Genomic DNA, 14517 nt, shown 5'->3' with positions numbered 1-14517 from the left:
GGCTCAGCCCCGCAGCCGCGCCACGGTGGCGGTGGTGGAATTGCCGGGCAGCAGCTCGGCCAGCTTCACCACGCCGCCCCATTCCTGCAGCAGGTCGGCGCCCACCACCTGGTCCACCGTGTAATCGGCGCCCTTCACCAGCACGTCGGGACGGAGCAGGCGGATCAGCTCGACCGGGGTGTCCTCCTCGAAGATCGTCACCAGGTCCACGGTGGCGAGGGAGGCCAGCACGGCGGCGCGCGCCGCCTCGGGCTGGATCGGCCGCGTCGGGCCCTTCAGCCGGGCGACCGAGGAATCGGCGTTCACCCCCACCACCAGCCGGTCGCACCAGGTGCGCGCCTGCTCCAGCAGGTGCACATGGCCGGGGTGCAGCAGGTCGAAGCAGCCATTGGTGAAGCCGACGCGGTAGCCGCGCTGGCGCCAGCGCTCCACCTGCTCGGCCGCGGCGGCGCGGCGCACCACCTTGCGCAGGGCGCCGCGCTCGGGGGTCAGGGCCTCCAGCAGGTCCGCCTCGCGGGCGACCGCCGTACCGACCTTGCCGACCACGATGCCGGCGGCGATGTTGGAGAGCCGCGCGGCGAGCGGCAGCGGCAGCCCGGCGGCATAGCCGGCCGCCAGCACCGCGACCACCGTGTCCCCGGCGCCGGAGACGTCATGCACCTCCGGCGCCTCGGCCGGGAAGTGGTGCAGATCGTCGCCCTCGAGGAGGGTCATGCCGTCCTCGCTGCGGGTGACCAGCACGGCGCCGAAGCCGTGCCGCTGCTGCAGGGCGCGGGCGGCGGCGGCGATGTCCGCCTCGGTCTCCACCGGCATGCCGCTGGCGAGCGCCAGCTCGGCGCGGTTCGGCGTGATGACGTCGGCGCCGGCATAGCGGGAGAAATCGCGCCCCTTCGGGTCCACCAGGACCCGGCGGCCGGCCGCCTTGGCGGCGGCGATCAGCCGCTCCGGCGTGTCGCCGGCCAGCACGCCCTTCCGGTAGTCGGAGAGCACCATGACGCTGGTGGCCGCCACCGTGTCGGTGGCGATGCGCACCAGCCGGTCGGCCAGCCGCTGGTGGATGGGGCGGATGATCTCGTGGTCCGCCCGCAGCATCTGCTGGCCGCTGGCGATGAAGCGCGTCTTGGTGGTGGTGGCGCGGCCACCCTGCACCAGCAGCCAGGGCTCCACGCCGGGCTGGCCGCCGATCAGGCCGGTCAGGTCGCTCCCGGCCTGGTCGTCCCCCACCACCGAGAGGAAGGCGACCGCCGTGCCGAGCGCCGTGAGGTTGCGCACCACATTGCCGGCGCCGCCCGGCATGGCCAGCTCGCGCTCCACCGCCAGCACCGGCACCGGCGCCTCGGGGCTGATCCGGTTGACATGGCCATAGACGTAGCGGTCGAGCATGGCGTCGCCGACCACCAGGACCGTGCCGCGCTTGAGCTGCCGGACGCCCTCGATCAGGTCGGGGTTGATGGCCGGCGGCGTGGCGGCATGCGAGGTGGCGCCCCCGGCCGGCGGGCCGCTGGCGGGAGAAGCGTCGGAGGGGCTGGCGGGAGCCGCCGAGGGGGGCACGGGGCCTTGCATCGGCAAGGTGCCTAGCGCAGCCTTGCCAGGACGCGCAAGGCGCCCTGCTCGCCGGGCGCCGCTCAGGCGTGCAGGAAGCGCAGCTGCTTCCCCTCCAGCACGAGGCAGGTGAGCGGCCCGCCGGCGACCGCGCCGGTGTCGATGCCGATGCGGTTGCTGCGCAGCTCAGGCACACGGCAAGGGGTGTGGCCATGCACCACGATCATCGGCAGCGGGCGCGGCCAGGAGAGGAAGGGCTCCCGGATCCAGAGCAGGTCCTGGCTGCGCTGGGCCTCCAGCGGACGGCGCGGGTCGATGCCCGCATGCACGAAGAAGTAGCTGCCGGCCTGCCAGGTGAGCGCGGTCCGCTCCAGCAGGGCCCGATGCGCGGCGGGCGGGGTGAAGCCGGCGTCCTTCGCGCCGTAGCTGGCCAGGGTGGCGTCGCCGCCGTTCCACAGCCAGAGGTCCTCCGCCGCGGTGCCGGGGCCGGCGGCCAGGCTGCCCATCATCATGGCCTCGTGGTTGCCGCGCAGGAGCACCATCTCCGCACCCGGCATCGGGCCGGGGCCGCAGAGCCGCTCCAGGACGGCGGCACTGCCCGGGCCACGGTCCACGTAGTCGCCGAGATGCACGACGGCACAGCGCGCAGCCGGCCGCGCCGCCCAGTCGGCCGCGATGGCCGCGTGCAGGGCGCCGAGTCGCGGCGCGCAGCCATGCACGTCACCGATCGCATAGACCCTGAGCCCGCTCGGCAACTGACCTGGTGCCGGTATCTGCATGCCGACGGAACCTCCGGCCGGGCCTGCCATGCGACAGCCGCGCGACAGCCTGGCAACCATTCTACAACGTGGCGCCAAGCCATGCGATGCGCGGGGCGATGCGCGGACTGGGCCGGATCAGGGCGCGTCACCCCCCCGTGATGGATGCGCCGCCCGGCAACCGCCTGCGCCGCGCGGGCGTTTCCTCGTTGGGCCGACCAAGCCCGAAACTGCGCAGGAGATGCCGCATGAAGCGTTGGAACAAGCCGCGAATGGTCGAGATCTGCACGGGCATGGAAATCAACTCCTACGCCAGCGCCGAGTGATCGTGGCGGGGGATGCGGTTCATCGTCCTGGGAGCGGCGGCAGGTGGCGGATTCCCGCAATGGAACTGCGCATGTGGCAACTGCCGCCTCGTCCGGGAGGGTGATCCGCGCCTGCGGCCGCGCACCCAGTCCTCCCTCGCGGTGGAACTGGCGAATGGCGAATGGCTGCTGATCAATGCCTCGCCGGACATCTTGCGGCAGATCGCCGCGACGCCCGCCCTGCACCCCCGCCGCGGCCCGCGCGACAGCCCCATCATGGCGGTGCTGCTGACCAGCGGGGAGGTGGATCACGTGGGCGGCCTGCTGTCGCTCCGTGAGCGCCAGCCGCTGGCCCTGCGCGCCACGCCGCGCGTGCTGCGTGTCCTGGACCGCAACAGCATCTTCGGCGCGCTGGACCGGCGCCATGTCCGCCGCGAGGCCCTGCATCTGGAGGAGGAATGGAGCCTGCCCGGCCTGCGGCTGCGCCTCTTCGCCGTGCCCGGCAAGGCGCCGCTCTACCTGGAGCACGAGGCGGGGGCGGCGGAGGATACGGTGGCCGTCGAACTCACCAGCCCCGAGGGGCGGCGCGCCTACTACATCCCCGGCTGCCATCAGGTGACGCCGGAACTGCGCAGCCGGATCGAGGGCGCGGCGCTGCTGCTCTTCGACGGCACCGTCTGGACCGATGACGAGTTGTGCGAGGCCGGCGTCGGCGAGAAGACCGGGCGCCGCATGGGCCACCAGCCGCTCTCCGGCACCGATGGCTCGCTGGCCGCGTTGGCATGGCTCGGCGTGGAGCGCCGGGTGCTCGTGCACATCAACAACACCAACCCGCTGCTGATGGACGGCTCGGAGGCGCGGCAGCATGCCGAGGCCGCCGGCTGGGAGGTGGCCGAGGATGGCCTGGAACTGACATGGTGAGCCGCCTGCTTTCGCCCGACGAACTCGAAGCCGCGCTGCGCCGGATCGGCGCCGAGCGCTACCACAACCTGCACCCCTTCCATCGCCTGCTGCATGACGGGCAGCTCAACCGCGGCCAGGTGCAGGCCTGGGCGCTGAACCGCTACTACTACCAGAGCCGCATCCCGCTGAAGGACGCCGCCTTCATGTCCCGCGTGGAGGACCCGGCGCTGCGCCGCGAATGGCGCCGCCGCCTGGAGGACCATGACGGCACGGAGCCCGGTGCCGGCGGCATCGCCCGCTGGCTGGTGCTGACCGACGGACTCGGCCTCGACCGCGCCGATGTCGAGGCCGGGCGCGGCATCCTGCCGGCCACCCGCTTCGCCGTGGACGCCTATGTCCGCTACGTCCGCGACATGCCGCTGCTGCAGGCCGTCGCCTCCTCGCTGACCGAGCTGTTCTCGCCGAACATCATCTCCGAGCGGGTGGAGGGCATGCTGCGGCACTACGACTTCATCAGCCCGCGGACGCTGCAGTATTTCAGCCATCGGCTGGAACAGGCGCCGCGCGATTCCGACTTCGCGCTGGACTTCGTCAAGCGCGAGGCGCGCACCCCGGAGCAGCAGGAGCAGGTGCTCGAGGCGCTGCGCTTCAAATGCGACGTGCTCTGGGCGCAGCTCGACGCACTGCACCACGCCTATGTCGCGCCCGGGCTGATCCCGCCGGGCGGCTTCCGCCCGGAATGAGCGCGGTGCCCAGCCTCGCCCCGCAGGTGCGCCTGCGGCACGACGCGGCGCGCGGCCAGTGGGTGCTGCTGGCGCCTGAGCGGGTCGTCGTGCTGGACGAGATCGCCCATGCCATCCTCAGCCGCCTGGACGGCCGCACCGGCATCGACGAGATCGCCACCGCGCTGGCGCGGGAATACGAGGCGCCGGTGGCGGAGATCGCCGCCGATGTGCGGGAGGCGCTGGAAGACCTGCAGCGCAAGGGACTGGTGCGGTTGTGAGCGCCATCCCGCCGCCGATCGGCCTCCTGGCGGAGCTGACGCACCGCTGCCCGCTCGGCTGCCCCTATTGCTCCAACCCCGTGGCGCTGGAGAAGCGCGCCGGCGAGCTGGACACCGCCACCTGGCAGCGGGTGATGCGCGAGGCGGCGGCGCTCGGCGTGCTGCAACTCCACCTCTCCGGCGGCGAGCCCGCCGCGCGGCGCGATCTCGAGGAAATCCTCGCCACGGCGGCGGAGGAGGGGCTCTATACGAACCTCATCACCTCGGGCGTGCTGCTGGACCGCGCACGGCTGGACGCCCTGGCGGCGGCGGGGCTGAACCATGTCCAGCTCAGCATCCAGCACGCCGAGGCCGAGGCCGCCGACCGCATCGCGCATTTCCAGGGCGCCCATGCCCGCAAGCTCGCCCTCGCCGGGCAGGTGCGCGAGGCCGGGCTGGCGCTCACCCTCAATGCTGTGCTGCACCGGGGCAACCTGGACGCGGTGGCGGAGATGATCGCGCTTGCCGAGCAGCTTGGCGCCGGTCGGCTGGAGATCGCGCACACACAATATCACGGCTGGGCGCTGCGCAACCGTGCGGCGCTGATGCCGGCGCCGGCACAGGTGGAGGAGTCCCGCCGCATCGTCGCCCAGGCCCGGCAAAGGCTGGAAGGCCGCATGGTGATCGACTTCGTGGCGCCCGACTATCACGCCACCCGCCCCAAGGCCTGCATGGGCGGCTGGGGGCGGCGCTTCCTCAACGTCTCGCCCAGCGGCGTCGTGCTGCCCTGCCACGCCGCCGAGACCATCCCGGGAATGCGCTTCGAGCGCGTCACGGAACATAGCCTTTCCGACATCTGGTACGGTTCCCAGGCCTTCAACCGCTTCCGCGGCACCGGCTGGATGCCTGAGCCCTGCCGGAGTTGCGACCGCCGCGAGATCGACTGGGGCGGCTGCCGCTGCCAGGCCCTGGCACTGACCGGGGATGCGGCGCGCACCGATCCGGTCTGCGCGCTTTCACCGGATCATGCGGCGGTGGCTGCGGCCATCGTGGAACCGTCGGGTGAGGTGCTCGCCTGGCGGCGGTGAAAGGCCAGGGGCGCCGCCCCTGGAACCCCGCTGGGGGGACAGTGTCCCCCCAGATCCCGCCATCAGTGGCCTGAGCCTGCACGGCCCTTCGCCGCGCGCGTTCAGGCGGGACGGAGCGAGGGAGAGAGAGGATGAAGGGTCATTGGTTGGCGTTTGGCATCGGCCTCGTGGCCGGGATGCGCAGCATGACGGCTGGCGCCGCGCTGAGCTGGGCTGCCGCGCGCGGGCAAACGCGATCCGGCTGGATTCCGGCCGGCACCGGGGGGCGGGCCATCGCCACGGCGGCGGCGCTGGCCGAGATGGCGGGCGACAAGATGCCCTTCGCGCCTGACCGCCGGATCGTGCCCTCCTTCCTGGGCCGCCTCGCCATCGGCGCCCTTGGCGGCGTGGCGCTGGCCGGGCGGGATCGCCCGCTGCTGGAGGGCGCCTTGCCCGGGGCCGCGGGCGCCGTGCTGGGCACCCTGCTGGGCCGCGCGGCGCGGGGAGCGACGACGCGCTCCGGCGCCGACTGGGCACGCGCCCTGACGGAGGACGCGGCGGCGGCCGGCCTGGCCGCAGCCCTGCTATGCTGGGCGGGTCATGCTTCCGAACGGCGGGGTCCGGGGTGACACTGTCACCCCGGCGGGAGGGCTGCAGGGAGGGCGGCGCCCTCCCTGACCCCGGCTGGGCCTGATCAGACCCGTTCCAGCACCATGGCGATGCCCTGCCCGACGCCGATGCACATCGTGACAAGGGCGTAGCGCGCCTCCCGGTGATGCAGCTCGGCCACGGCCGTTTGCACCAGTCGGGCGCCCGACATGCCGAGCGGGTGACCGAGGGCGATGGCGCCGCCGTTCGGGTTCACGTGCTCGGCGTCGTCGGGCAGGCCGAGGTCGCGGGTCACGGCGAGGGCCTGGGCGGCGAAGGCCTCGTTCAGTTCGATGACGTCGATGTCGTCGAGGCTGAGGCCGGCCTTGTCCAGCACCTTGCGGGTGGCCGGCGCCGGGCCGAAGCCCATGATGCGCGGCGGCACGCCGGCGGTGGCGGTGGCCAGCACCCGGGCGCGCGGTGTCAGGCCGTGGCGCGCCGCGGCTTCCTCGCTGGCCAGGATGATGGCGCAGGCGCCGTCATTGACGCCGGAGGCATTGCCGGCGGTGACGCTGCCGCCCTCCTTGCGGAAGGGGGTGGGCAGGCGGCCGAGGGCTTCCAGCGTGGTCTCCGGGCGCGGGTGCTCGTCCTGCGTGACGATGATCGGGTCGCCCTTGCGGCGGCGGATCTCGACGGGGACGATCTCCTCAGCGAAGCGGCCGTTCTCCATCGCCTGCTGCGCGCGCTGCTGCGAGCGCCAGGCGAAGGCGTCCTGGTCGGCGCGCGAGATCTGGAAGTCGGCGGCGACGTTCTCCGCCGTCTCGGGCATCGAATCGACGCCGTACTGCGCCTTCATCAGCGGGTTGACGAAGCGCCAGCCGATGGTGGTGTCGAAGATCTCGGCCTTGCGGCCGAAGGCCTCCGCGCTCTTGCCCATGACGAAGGGCGCGCGGGTCATGCTCTCGACGCCGCCGGCCAGCATCAGCTCGGCCTCGCCGGACTTGATGGCGCGGGCGGCGATGCCGGTGGCGTCCATGCCGGAGCCGCAGAGGCGGTTCACCGTGGCGCCGGGGATGCCGTCCGGCAGGCCGGCGAGCAGCGCGGCCATGCGGGCGACGTTGCGGTTGTCCTCGCCGGCCTGGTTGGCGCAGCCGAGGATGACGTCGTCCAGCGCGCCCCAGTCGAGCCGGGGGTGGCGGGCCATCAGGGCGCGGATCGGCACCGCCGCGAGGTCGTCGGCGCGGACGGCGGCGAGGGCGCCGGCATAGCGGCCGATCGGCGTGCGGGCGGCGTCGCAGATGAAGGCGTCGCGCATCAGGCGGGCTCCGCCATGCGCAGCCTGGCGCCGGTCTTCGCCTGGAGCTCATCGAAGCCGAGGCCAGGGGCCATCTCGACCACCTCGAAGCCGCGCGGGGTGACGTCGATCACCGCCATGTTGGTGTAGATGCGGCGCACCGAGCGCATCGCCGTCAGCGGATAGGAGCAGGACTCCACCAGCCGCGGGCGGCCGTCCTTGGTGACATGCTCCATCACCACCCAGAGGCGCTTGGCGCCGGCGGCGAGGTCCATCGCGCCGCCGACGGCGGGGGCGGTGTCATTGGCCGAGGTCGCCCAGTTAGCGATGTCGCCGTTCTCCGCCACCTCGAAGGCACCGAGCACGCAGAGGTCCAGATGGCCGCCGCGGATCATCGCGAAGCTGTCGGCGTGGTGGACATAGGCGCCGCCGCGCCGCAGCGTCACCAGCTGCTTGCCGGCATTGATCAGCCAGGGGTCGGCGTCGTCCGGTCCGGGGGCGGGGCCCATGCCCAGCACGCCGTTCTCGGAATGGAACACCACCTCGCGCTCCAGCGGCACGTAGTCGGCCACCATGGTGGGGATGCCAATGCCGAGATTGACGTACCAGCCCTCGGGGATGTCCTGCGCCACGCGGCGCGCCATGTCCTTGCGCGACAGCGGGGTGAAGCTCGTCTCGCTCATGCGGATGTCCTCCTTCAGCCCGCGGCCAGCGGCACGCGGATGACGCGGCTCACGAAGATGCCCGGCGTCACGACGGCCTCCGGGTCCAGCGTGCCGAGCGGCTCCACCTCGTCCACCTGGGCAATGGCGAGCTTGGCGGCCATGGCCATCACCGGGTTGAAGTTGCGGCCGCTGCGGCGATAGGTGAGGTTGCCCCAGCGGTCGGCATGGTGCGCCTGGATCAGCGCCACATCGCCCGGGAGGGCCTTCTCCAGCACGCAGGGGGTGCCGTCGAACTCGGCGGTCGGCTTGCCCTCGGTCAGCAGGGTGCCGTAGCCGGTCGGCGTGTAGAAGGCCGGGACGCCGGCGCCGGCGGCGCGCATCCGCTCGGCGAGCGTGCCCTGCGGCACGATCTCCAGCTCCAGCTTGCCGGCCTTGTACAGTTCCTCGAAGACCACCGAGCCGGCCGAGCGGGGGAAGGAGCAGATGATCTTGCGGACCCGGCCCAGTTCCATCAGCTTGGCCAGGCCGACGCGGCCGGTGCCGGCATTGTTGGCGACCACCGTCAGATCCGTGGCGCCCTGCTCGATCAGCCCCTCGATCAGCGCGTCCGGCTGGCCGACCGAGCCGAAGCCGCCCACCAGCACGGTGGAGCCGTCGGCAATGCCCTGCATGGCCTCCGCCATATCCCGGACGATCTTGTTGATCATGCCGCCTGTCCCTGCTCGGGCATGGGTTCCTCCGTCATTTGCATGCGCCTCCCCTGGATGGCTCCCGGAGGCAGGGCGCCACAGTAGGTCGTGCGGGGCGGGGGCCGCAATGGCGGGCGCCGCAACAGCGCCAGGGCTGGGGCGTTACCTCGGCGGGCGCCGGAGCGGCGCGCCGCCTGGCTTTCCGGCCGGGCCCGGCCATCGCATGGAGAGCACCCCGACATGGCATCCCCTCCATCCACCCCGCCGCGTGGCACGCGGACCCTGGTGAAGGCCATCCTGGCGGCGCTGGAGGCCGTTCCCGAGGTGAACCGCAAGGCCGCCTTCCGCCATGCCAGCATGGCGGTGCGGGAGAAGCTGATCGCGCAGTCCGAGAAGGCCAAGGCCGCCTCCCGCCAAGCCCCGGCCGTGCCGGGTGCCAAGCGGCGGGCCGCCGTGGCGGCGATCCGCGGCAGCAGCAGCCTGAAGCGCCCGACCCGCGCCAAGGCGGCGCCCGAGGCGCCCGCGGGACGCGCCCGCCGCTCGTCCGTGCTGCTGCCCGGCGGCACGTGAGAACAGCCCCGGATGGCCCCACGAAGACGCGGTTCCCTACTCCTGCAGTTTCGAAGTTTCTTTGCGGATGAAGAACAATTTGGAATTCGTGATCTGGTGGTGGGGAACGTTCAGGCGGGTTCATCTGTTTTCCGGCCAGGCACACAGCCAAGAAAGAAGGAGAAGCGCCAATGGCGGTGATCGTGGGTTCCGAAGTTGCTGACCGTATGGTCGCGCCTGACGACCGCGCGGACGACATCATCTATTCTCTCAGCGGAGACGACTTCGTCGAGGCGCGCGGAGGCACCGACCTGATTGCCCCGGGGCCCGGCAACGACCGGATCGAGGGCGGTGACAGCCGCGACACCATCCTGCTGTCCGGCAGCCTGGGCGACTACCAGCTCTTCCGCCACGACAACGAAGCCATCATCCGCGGCCCCGAGGGTGTCGACCAGTTGCTCGACGTCGAGGCCGTGCGGACCGACATCAGCGGCACGCGCGACCTCAGCGACGTGCCTGAGTTTTCCAGCTACGCCTACCTTGCCTCATACCCCGACCTCGCCGAAGCCTACGGCGCAACGCAACTCGGCTTGCCCTTCAGCATCAACGAAGAAGGGGCCTGGGCCCATTTCTACCTGCACGGAGCGTATGAGGGCCGGAGCGTCACCTTCGACGAGTACAACTACGTCGCCGCCAATACCGACCTGATCGGCAGCTCGATGTATGGCCTCTCCGTGGAGAACGGGCCGGCGCTGCACTACCTGACGCATGGCCGCGCGGAAGGCCGCACGACGGACTTCGACGGCGTGGCCTACATCGCCAGCTATGTCGACCTGATCAACGGCTACGGCAATGCGGGCGACGCGGCCGCCGTGGACGCCGCCGGCGCGCAGCACTTCGCGCAGTTCGGCTTTCAGGAAGGCCGGCAGACCGACCTCTTCAACGAGGCGGCTTATTCCGCACAGAACCCGGATCTCGCGGCGGGCGGGCTGATGACGGAGGAGCAGCTTGCGCTCCACTGGGTCCAGCACGGGATCTTCGAAGGCCGCACCGGCGCCTACGATCCCGTGATCGCCTGACGGCAAGGCGCTTCCGGTGCGGTTCCGGACGGGGAGGGCCTTGGCCCTCCCCGTCGCCGTTTGAGGGTGGCCCGACGCTTCGCGCTGCCGCGCAACCGTGAAGCTGCCGCTCCCTGTGCGCTGGCTGACGGCGGTGCTAAGCCCGTGGAAACGCAGCAAAGGGGGAATGGCTATGTCTGCCACCGCTACAGGGTCGCAGCCGCCCGACGATACCAGCCTCGCGGGCTTCTTCCGCGGCATGACGCCGCCCGAGCGCAAGACCTTCTGGGCCTGCTTCTTCGGCTGGGCGCTCGATGCGATGGATTTCATGATCTACCCGCTGGTGATCGGCACGATCATCGCGCTCTGGCAGGTGGATCGCGGCATGGCCGGCCTTGCCGTGACGGTGACGCTGCTCTTCTCCGCGGTGGGCGGCTGGATCGCGGGCTACATCTCGGACCGGCTCGGCCGGGTGCGCACGCTGCAGATCACCATCATCTGGTTCTCGGTCTTCACGCTGCTCTGCGCCTTCGCTCAGGATTTCACGCAGCTCATCATCCTGCGCGCGCTGCTCGGCCTCGGCTTCGGCGGCGAATGGGCGGCGGGCGCGATCCTGATCGGCGAGACCATCCGCGCGAACTACCGCGGCCGCGCCGTGGGCTCGGTGCAGTCCGGCTGGGCCTTCGGCTGGGGTGTCGCGGTGCTGCTGCAGGCCGTCACCTTCAGCCTCGCGCCGCCGGAAACCGCCTGGCGCATCATGTTCGCGCTTGGCGCGGTGCCGGCGCTGCTGGTCTTCTTCCTCCGCCGGCATGTGAAGGAGCCGGATGTCGCGGCGCGCGCGCGCGCGAACACCTCCGGCGATCATCCCAGCATCTGGGAGATCTTCTCGCCCGGCATCCTCCGCACCACCATCCTCGCCGCCATGCTCGGCACCGGCGCGCAGGGCGGCTACTACGCCGTCACCACCTGGCTGCCGACCTATCTGCGCGTGGACCGTGGCCTCACGGTGCTGAACTCGACCAGCTACCTCGCGGTGCTGATCGTCGGCAGCTTCACCGGCTATATCGTCGGCGCCTGGCTGGCCGACCGGATCGGCCGGCGGAAGCTGTTCATCTCCTTCGCCATCCTCGCCTCGCTGCTGGTGCTGGCCTATACGGAGCTGCCCATCTCGGACAGCGTGATGCTGGTGCTGGGCTTCCCGCTCGGCTTCTGTGCCTCGGCCTATTTCTCCGGCCTGGGTGCCTTCTTCACCGAGCTGTTCCCGACGCGGCTGCGCGGCTCCGGCCAGGGCTTCGCCTATAATTTCGGCCGCGGCATCGGCGCGCTGTTCCCCACGCTGGTCGGCTATCTCTCGGCCTCGATGTCGCTGGCCACCGCGATCGCCATCTTCGCCATCCTGGCCTATGGCCTCATGCTCCTGGCGGCGCTGCTGCTGCCGGAAACCCGTGGAAGGGTGCTCGACGCCAATGACTGATCCCTCCGTCGGCCCCCGCGACGCCAGCGCGCTCTGCCCGGCCCCCGACCCCAAGCCGCACGGCCCCAGCCGCTTCGCCGTGCCGGCGGGCGCGGTGGACACGCATGCGCATGTCATCGGCCTGCCGCCGGACTGGCCGCTGGTGCCGAACCGCAGCTACACGCCGCCCGCCGCGCCGCCCGAGGCCTATCTCGCCATGCTGGACGCCACCGGCATGACCTATGGCGTGCTGGTGCAGGTCAGTGTGCACGGCACCGACAACCGGCTGATGGTGCAGACGCTGCGTGCCGACCCGCAGCGGCTGCGCGGCGTTGCGGTGGTCGCGCTCGGCCGCCCTGACAGCGAGTACCGCGCGCTGAAGGAGGCGGGCGTTGCCGGCCTGCGCGTGAATGTGCTGTTCGGCGGCGGCGTCAGCATGGACGATCTCGAATCCTACGGCGCCCTCTGCCGCGAATACGGCTGGCACCTGCAGTTCCTGCTCGATGCGCGGGAGCTGCCGCAACTGGCGCCGCGCTTCGCGCGCCTGCCGGTGCCCTTCGTGGTGGACCACATGGGGCATTTCCCCGCCGCCGAAGGCGTGGGCCACCCTGGCTTCCAGACGCTGCTCGGCATGGTGCGGGACGGCGCCTGGGTGAAGCTCTCCGGCGCCTACCGGCTCAGCGACGCGGCACCCGCCTATGCGGAGGCCACACCCCTGGCGCGCGCGCTGCTGGCGGCGGCGCCGGACCGCTGCGTCTGGGGCTCGGACTGGCCGCATGTGGCGAACTGGGGCGCGATGCCGAATGTCGGCGATCTGCTCGACCTGCTGGCCGACTGGGCGCCCGATGAAGCCACCCGCCACCGCGTGCTGGTGGAGAACCCGGCGCGGCTCTACGGCTTCCCGCCCGTCGCGGGCTGAGGGCAAGCACCGGGGGAGAATGAATTCTCCCCCGGGCCCCCTCTTCTTCTTTCTGTCCGTTCCCGGTTCTTGCGGAGAGCGCCCGCGCCATCGGCGGAGCCGGAAACGAACAGAAGAAGGAGGGGGTTCGGGGGAGTTCATCTCCCCCAACTTGCCTTCCTGCCTTCTGGGCAAACGGCCCGCCGCCCCCTAATCCTGCGGCATGACCCCCGATGCGGCGATCCAGGCCGAGGGCCTGACCAAGCGCTACGGCGAGACCACCGCCGTGGATTCGCTGAGCTTCACCCTGCCGCGCGGCGCCACCTGGGGGCTCCTGGGCGGCAACGGCGCGGGCAAGAGCACCACCATCGCCATGCTGCTCGGCATCCTGGTGCCCACTGAGGGCCGGGTGCGGGTGCTGGGCCACGACATGGCGCGGGACCGCTTCGCCGCGCTGGCGCGGATGAACTTCTCCTCGCCCTATGTGGCGCTGCCGCAGCGCCTGACGGTGGCGGAGAACCTGCGCGTCTACGCCCATCTCTACGACGTGCCGCAGGCCGAGGCGCGCATCGCCGAGTTGGCCGAGGCCCTGCAGCTGGAGGATATCCTGAACCGCCCCGCCGGCCAGCTCTCGGCCGGGCAGAAGACGCGGGTGGCGCTGGCCAAGGCGCTGGTGAACCGCCCGGACCTGCTGCTGCTGGACGAGCCCACCGCCAGCCTCGACCCCGACACCGGCGACTGGGTGCGCTCCTGGCTGGAGCGCTACCGCGAGGAAAGCGGCTGCGCCATCCTGCTGGCCAGCCACAACATGGCCGAGGTGGAGCGGCTCTGCGGCCATGTGCTGATGATGAAGCGCGGCCGGCTGGTGGCCGAGGGGGCCCCGGCCGAACTGGTGTCCCGCTTCGGGCGGGACAATCTGGAGGACGTGTTCCTCGACATCGCGCGGGATCGGAGGGTAGGCGCATGAGGGCCTCGCTGCGGCGCATCTGGGGGCTGGTCTACCGGCACCTCGCGCTCTACCGCCGCTCCTGGCCGCGGCTGCTGGAGCTGATGTACTGGCCGGTGCTGCAGATGCTGGTCTGGGGCTTCGTCACCGCCTACCTGGCGGGGGTGCAGCAGAACACCGCCAGCGTGGCGGCGGGCGTGCTGCTCGGCGGCGTGCTGCTCTGGGAGGTGGCGCTGCGCAGCCAGATGGGCTTCGCCATCACCTTCCTGGAGGAGATCTGGAGCCGCAATCTCGGCCATATCTTCGTCAGCCCGCTGCGGCCGGGCGAACTGGTCGCCGGGCTGGTGGTGATGGCGACGCTGCGCATGCTGGTCGGCGTGCTGCCGGCGGTCGGGCTGGCCTGGCTGCTCTATGGCTTCGGCCTGTTCGCGCTTGGCCCGGTGGTGGTGCTGTTCTTCGCGGCGCTGATGATGATGGGCTGGGCGGTGGCGCTCGGCGTCACCGCGATGATCCTGCGCCACGGCGCGGGGGCGGAGCCGCTGGCCTGGTCGGTGCTGTTCGGCCTGACGCCCTTCGCCTGCGTGTTCTACCCGCTCAGCACCCTGCCGGCGGCGCTGCAATGGGTGGCGCAGGCGATCCCCGCGGCGCATGTCTTCGAGGGAATGCGGGCGGCGCTGCTGCAGGGCCGGGTCGACCTCTGGCATCTCGGCGCCGCCTTCGTGCTGGACCTGCTCTGGCTGGCGCTGCTGGGCCGGGTCTTCCTCGGGCAGTTCGAGGCGGCCCGGCGCAGCGGCGCCCTGCTCAGCATCGGCGAATAGGC

The 14517-nt window shown here is 71.7% G+C and carries 18 protein-coding genes; 12 read left to right on the top strand and 6 right to left on the bottom strand.

What is annotated here, in order from left to right:
• Nucleotides 1-3: 3 nt before the first annotated feature.
• The 3 genes from rfaE1 to QMO56_RS00830 form a co-directional block, all read right to left on the bottom strand.
• Nucleotides 4-1563 (bottom strand): D-glycero-beta-D-manno-heptose-7-phosphate kinase, encoded by a 1560-nt coding sequence (gene rfaE1, locus QMO56_RS00840; protein ID WP_283523125.1) that lies wholly within the window; start codon nucleotides 1561-1563, stop codon nucleotides 4-6.
• 62 nt (nucleotides 1564-1625) lie between these two features.
• Nucleotides 1626-2321, bottom strand: a complete 696-nt coding sequence (locus tag QMO56_RS00835; protein WP_283523124.1) for a metallophosphoesterase — start codon at nucleotides 2319-2321, stop codon at nucleotides 1626-1628.
• Nucleotides 2322-2448: 127 nt separating this feature from the next.
• Nucleotides 2449-2595 (bottom strand): hypothetical protein, encoded by a 147-nt coding sequence (locus QMO56_RS00830; RefSeq protein WP_283523123.1) that lies wholly within the window; start codon nucleotides 2593-2595, stop codon nucleotides 2449-2451.
• Between QMO56_RS00830 and pqqA the strand changes: the two genes are divergently transcribed.
• The 6 genes from pqqA to QMO56_RS00805 all read left to right on the top strand — a co-directional run bounded on the left by pqqA (nucleotide 2573) and on the right by QMO56_RS00805 (nucleotide 6186).
• Nucleotides 2573-2626, top strand: a complete 54-nt coding sequence (pqqA, locus tag QMO56_RS26950; protein ID WP_367614491.1) for a pyrroloquinoline quinone precursor peptide PqqA — start codon at nucleotides 2573-2575, stop codon at nucleotides 2624-2626. The two genes, QMO56_RS00830 and pqqA, sit on opposite strands and share 23 nt — an antisense overlap.
• Before the next feature lie 12 nt (nucleotides 2627-2638).
• Nucleotides 2639-3526: a pyrroloquinoline quinone biosynthesis protein PqqB gene (gene pqqB, locus QMO56_RS00825; protein ID WP_283523122.1), complete on the top strand. Its 888-nt coding sequence runs from the start codon at nucleotides 2639-2641 to the stop codon at nucleotides 3524-3526.
• Nucleotides 3520-4251: a pyrroloquinoline-quinone synthase PqqC gene (gene pqqC, locus QMO56_RS00820; protein ID WP_283523121.1), complete on the top strand. Its 732-nt coding sequence runs from the start codon at nucleotides 3520-3522 to the stop codon at nucleotides 4249-4251. The genes pqqB and pqqC overlap by 7 nt, the downstream gene beginning before the upstream one ends.
• The gene (gene pqqD / locus QMO56_RS00815; protein ID WP_283523120.1) at nucleotides 4248-4511 is read left to right on the top strand and encodes a pyrroloquinoline quinone biosynthesis peptide chaperone PqqD; all 264 of its coding nucleotides are present in this window, start codon (nucleotides 4248-4250) and stop codon (nucleotides 4509-4511) included. The genes pqqC and pqqD overlap by 4 nt, the downstream gene beginning before the upstream one ends.
• Nucleotides 4508-5578: a pyrroloquinoline quinone biosynthesis protein PqqE gene (gene pqqE, locus QMO56_RS00810; RefSeq protein ID WP_283523119.1), complete on the top strand. Its 1071-nt coding sequence runs from the start codon at nucleotides 4508-4510 to the stop codon at nucleotides 5576-5578. Before pqqD ends, pqqE begins: the two co-directional genes overlap by 4 nt.
• A gap of 146 nt (nucleotides 5579-5724) precedes the next feature.
• Nucleotides 5725-6186, top strand: a complete 462-nt coding sequence (locus QMO56_RS00805) for a hypothetical protein (protein ID WP_283523118.1) — start codon at nucleotides 5725-5727, stop codon at nucleotides 6184-6186.
• 65 nt (nucleotides 6187-6251) lie between these two features.
• Here the strand turns inward: QMO56_RS00805 and pcaF are convergent, their stop codons facing one another.
• Genes pcaF through QMO56_RS00790 form a run of 3 tightly spaced genes read right to left on the bottom strand, consistent with a single transcriptional unit; the run spans nucleotide 6252 to nucleotide 8811 of the window.
• The gene (gene pcaF, locus QMO56_RS00800; RefSeq protein ID WP_283523117.1) at nucleotides 6252-7460 is read right to left on the bottom strand and encodes a 3-oxoadipyl-CoA thiolase; all 1209 of its coding nucleotides are present in this window, start codon (nucleotides 7458-7460) and stop codon (nucleotides 6252-6254) included.
• Complete coding sequence (locus QMO56_RS00795; protein WP_283523116.1) at nucleotides 7460-8122, bottom strand: 3-oxoacid CoA-transferase subunit B; 663 nt, start codon at nucleotides 8120-8122, stop codon at nucleotides 7460-7462. Before QMO56_RS00795 ends, pcaF begins: the two co-directional genes overlap by 1 nt.
• 14 nt (nucleotides 8123-8136) lie before the next feature.
• On the bottom strand, nucleotides 8137-8811 hold the full coding sequence (locus QMO56_RS00790; RefSeq protein WP_283523115.1) for a 3-oxoacid CoA-transferase subunit A: 675 nt from the start codon (nucleotides 8809-8811) through the stop codon (nucleotides 8137-8139).
• A 222-nt stretch (nucleotides 8812-9033) separates the two neighbouring features.
• Between QMO56_RS00790 and QMO56_RS00785 the strand changes: the two genes are divergently transcribed.
• The 6 genes from QMO56_RS00785 to QMO56_RS00760 all read left to right on the top strand — a co-directional run bounded on the left by QMO56_RS00785 (nucleotide 9034) and on the right by QMO56_RS00760 (nucleotide 14515).
• Complete coding sequence (locus QMO56_RS00785) at nucleotides 9034-9363, top strand: hypothetical protein (protein ID WP_283523114.1); 330 nt, start codon at nucleotides 9034-9036, stop codon at nucleotides 9361-9363.
• 206 nt (nucleotides 9364-9569) lie between these two features.
• A complete protein-coding gene (locus tag QMO56_RS00780; protein ID WP_283523113.1) occupies nucleotides 9570-10421 on the top strand; it encodes a hypothetical protein in 852 nt (283 codons plus the stop codon).
• Nucleotides 10422-10593: 172 nt separating this feature from the next.
• Nucleotides 10594-11874: an MFS transporter gene (locus QMO56_RS00775; protein WP_283523112.1), complete on the top strand. Its 1281-nt coding sequence runs from the start codon at nucleotides 10594-10596 to the stop codon at nucleotides 11872-11874.
• The gene (locus QMO56_RS00770; RefSeq protein ID WP_283523111.1) at nucleotides 11867-12772 is read left to right on the top strand and encodes an amidohydrolase; all 906 of its coding nucleotides are present in this window, start codon (nucleotides 11867-11869) and stop codon (nucleotides 12770-12772) included. Before QMO56_RS00775 ends, QMO56_RS00770 begins: the two co-directional genes overlap by 8 nt.
• 202 nt (nucleotides 12773-12974) lie before the next feature.
• Complete coding sequence (locus tag QMO56_RS00765) at nucleotides 12975-13718, top strand: ABC transporter ATP-binding protein (RefSeq protein WP_283523110.1); 744 nt, start codon at nucleotides 12975-12977, stop codon at nucleotides 13716-13718.
• The gene (locus QMO56_RS00760; protein WP_283523109.1) at nucleotides 13715-14515 is read left to right on the top strand and encodes an ABC transporter permease; all 801 of its coding nucleotides are present in this window, start codon (nucleotides 13715-13717) and stop codon (nucleotides 14513-14515) included. Before QMO56_RS00765 ends, QMO56_RS00760 begins: the two co-directional genes overlap by 4 nt.
• The last annotated feature ends 2 nt before the right edge of the window (nucleotides 14516-14517 follow it).

Source organism: Roseomonas sp. E05 (genome assembly GCF_030063475.1).
Classification (GTDB): Bacteria; Pseudomonadota; Alphaproteobacteria; order Acetobacterales; family Acetobacteraceae; genus Pseudoroseomonas.
This window is presented reverse-complemented; position numbering and strand designations above follow the sequence as displayed.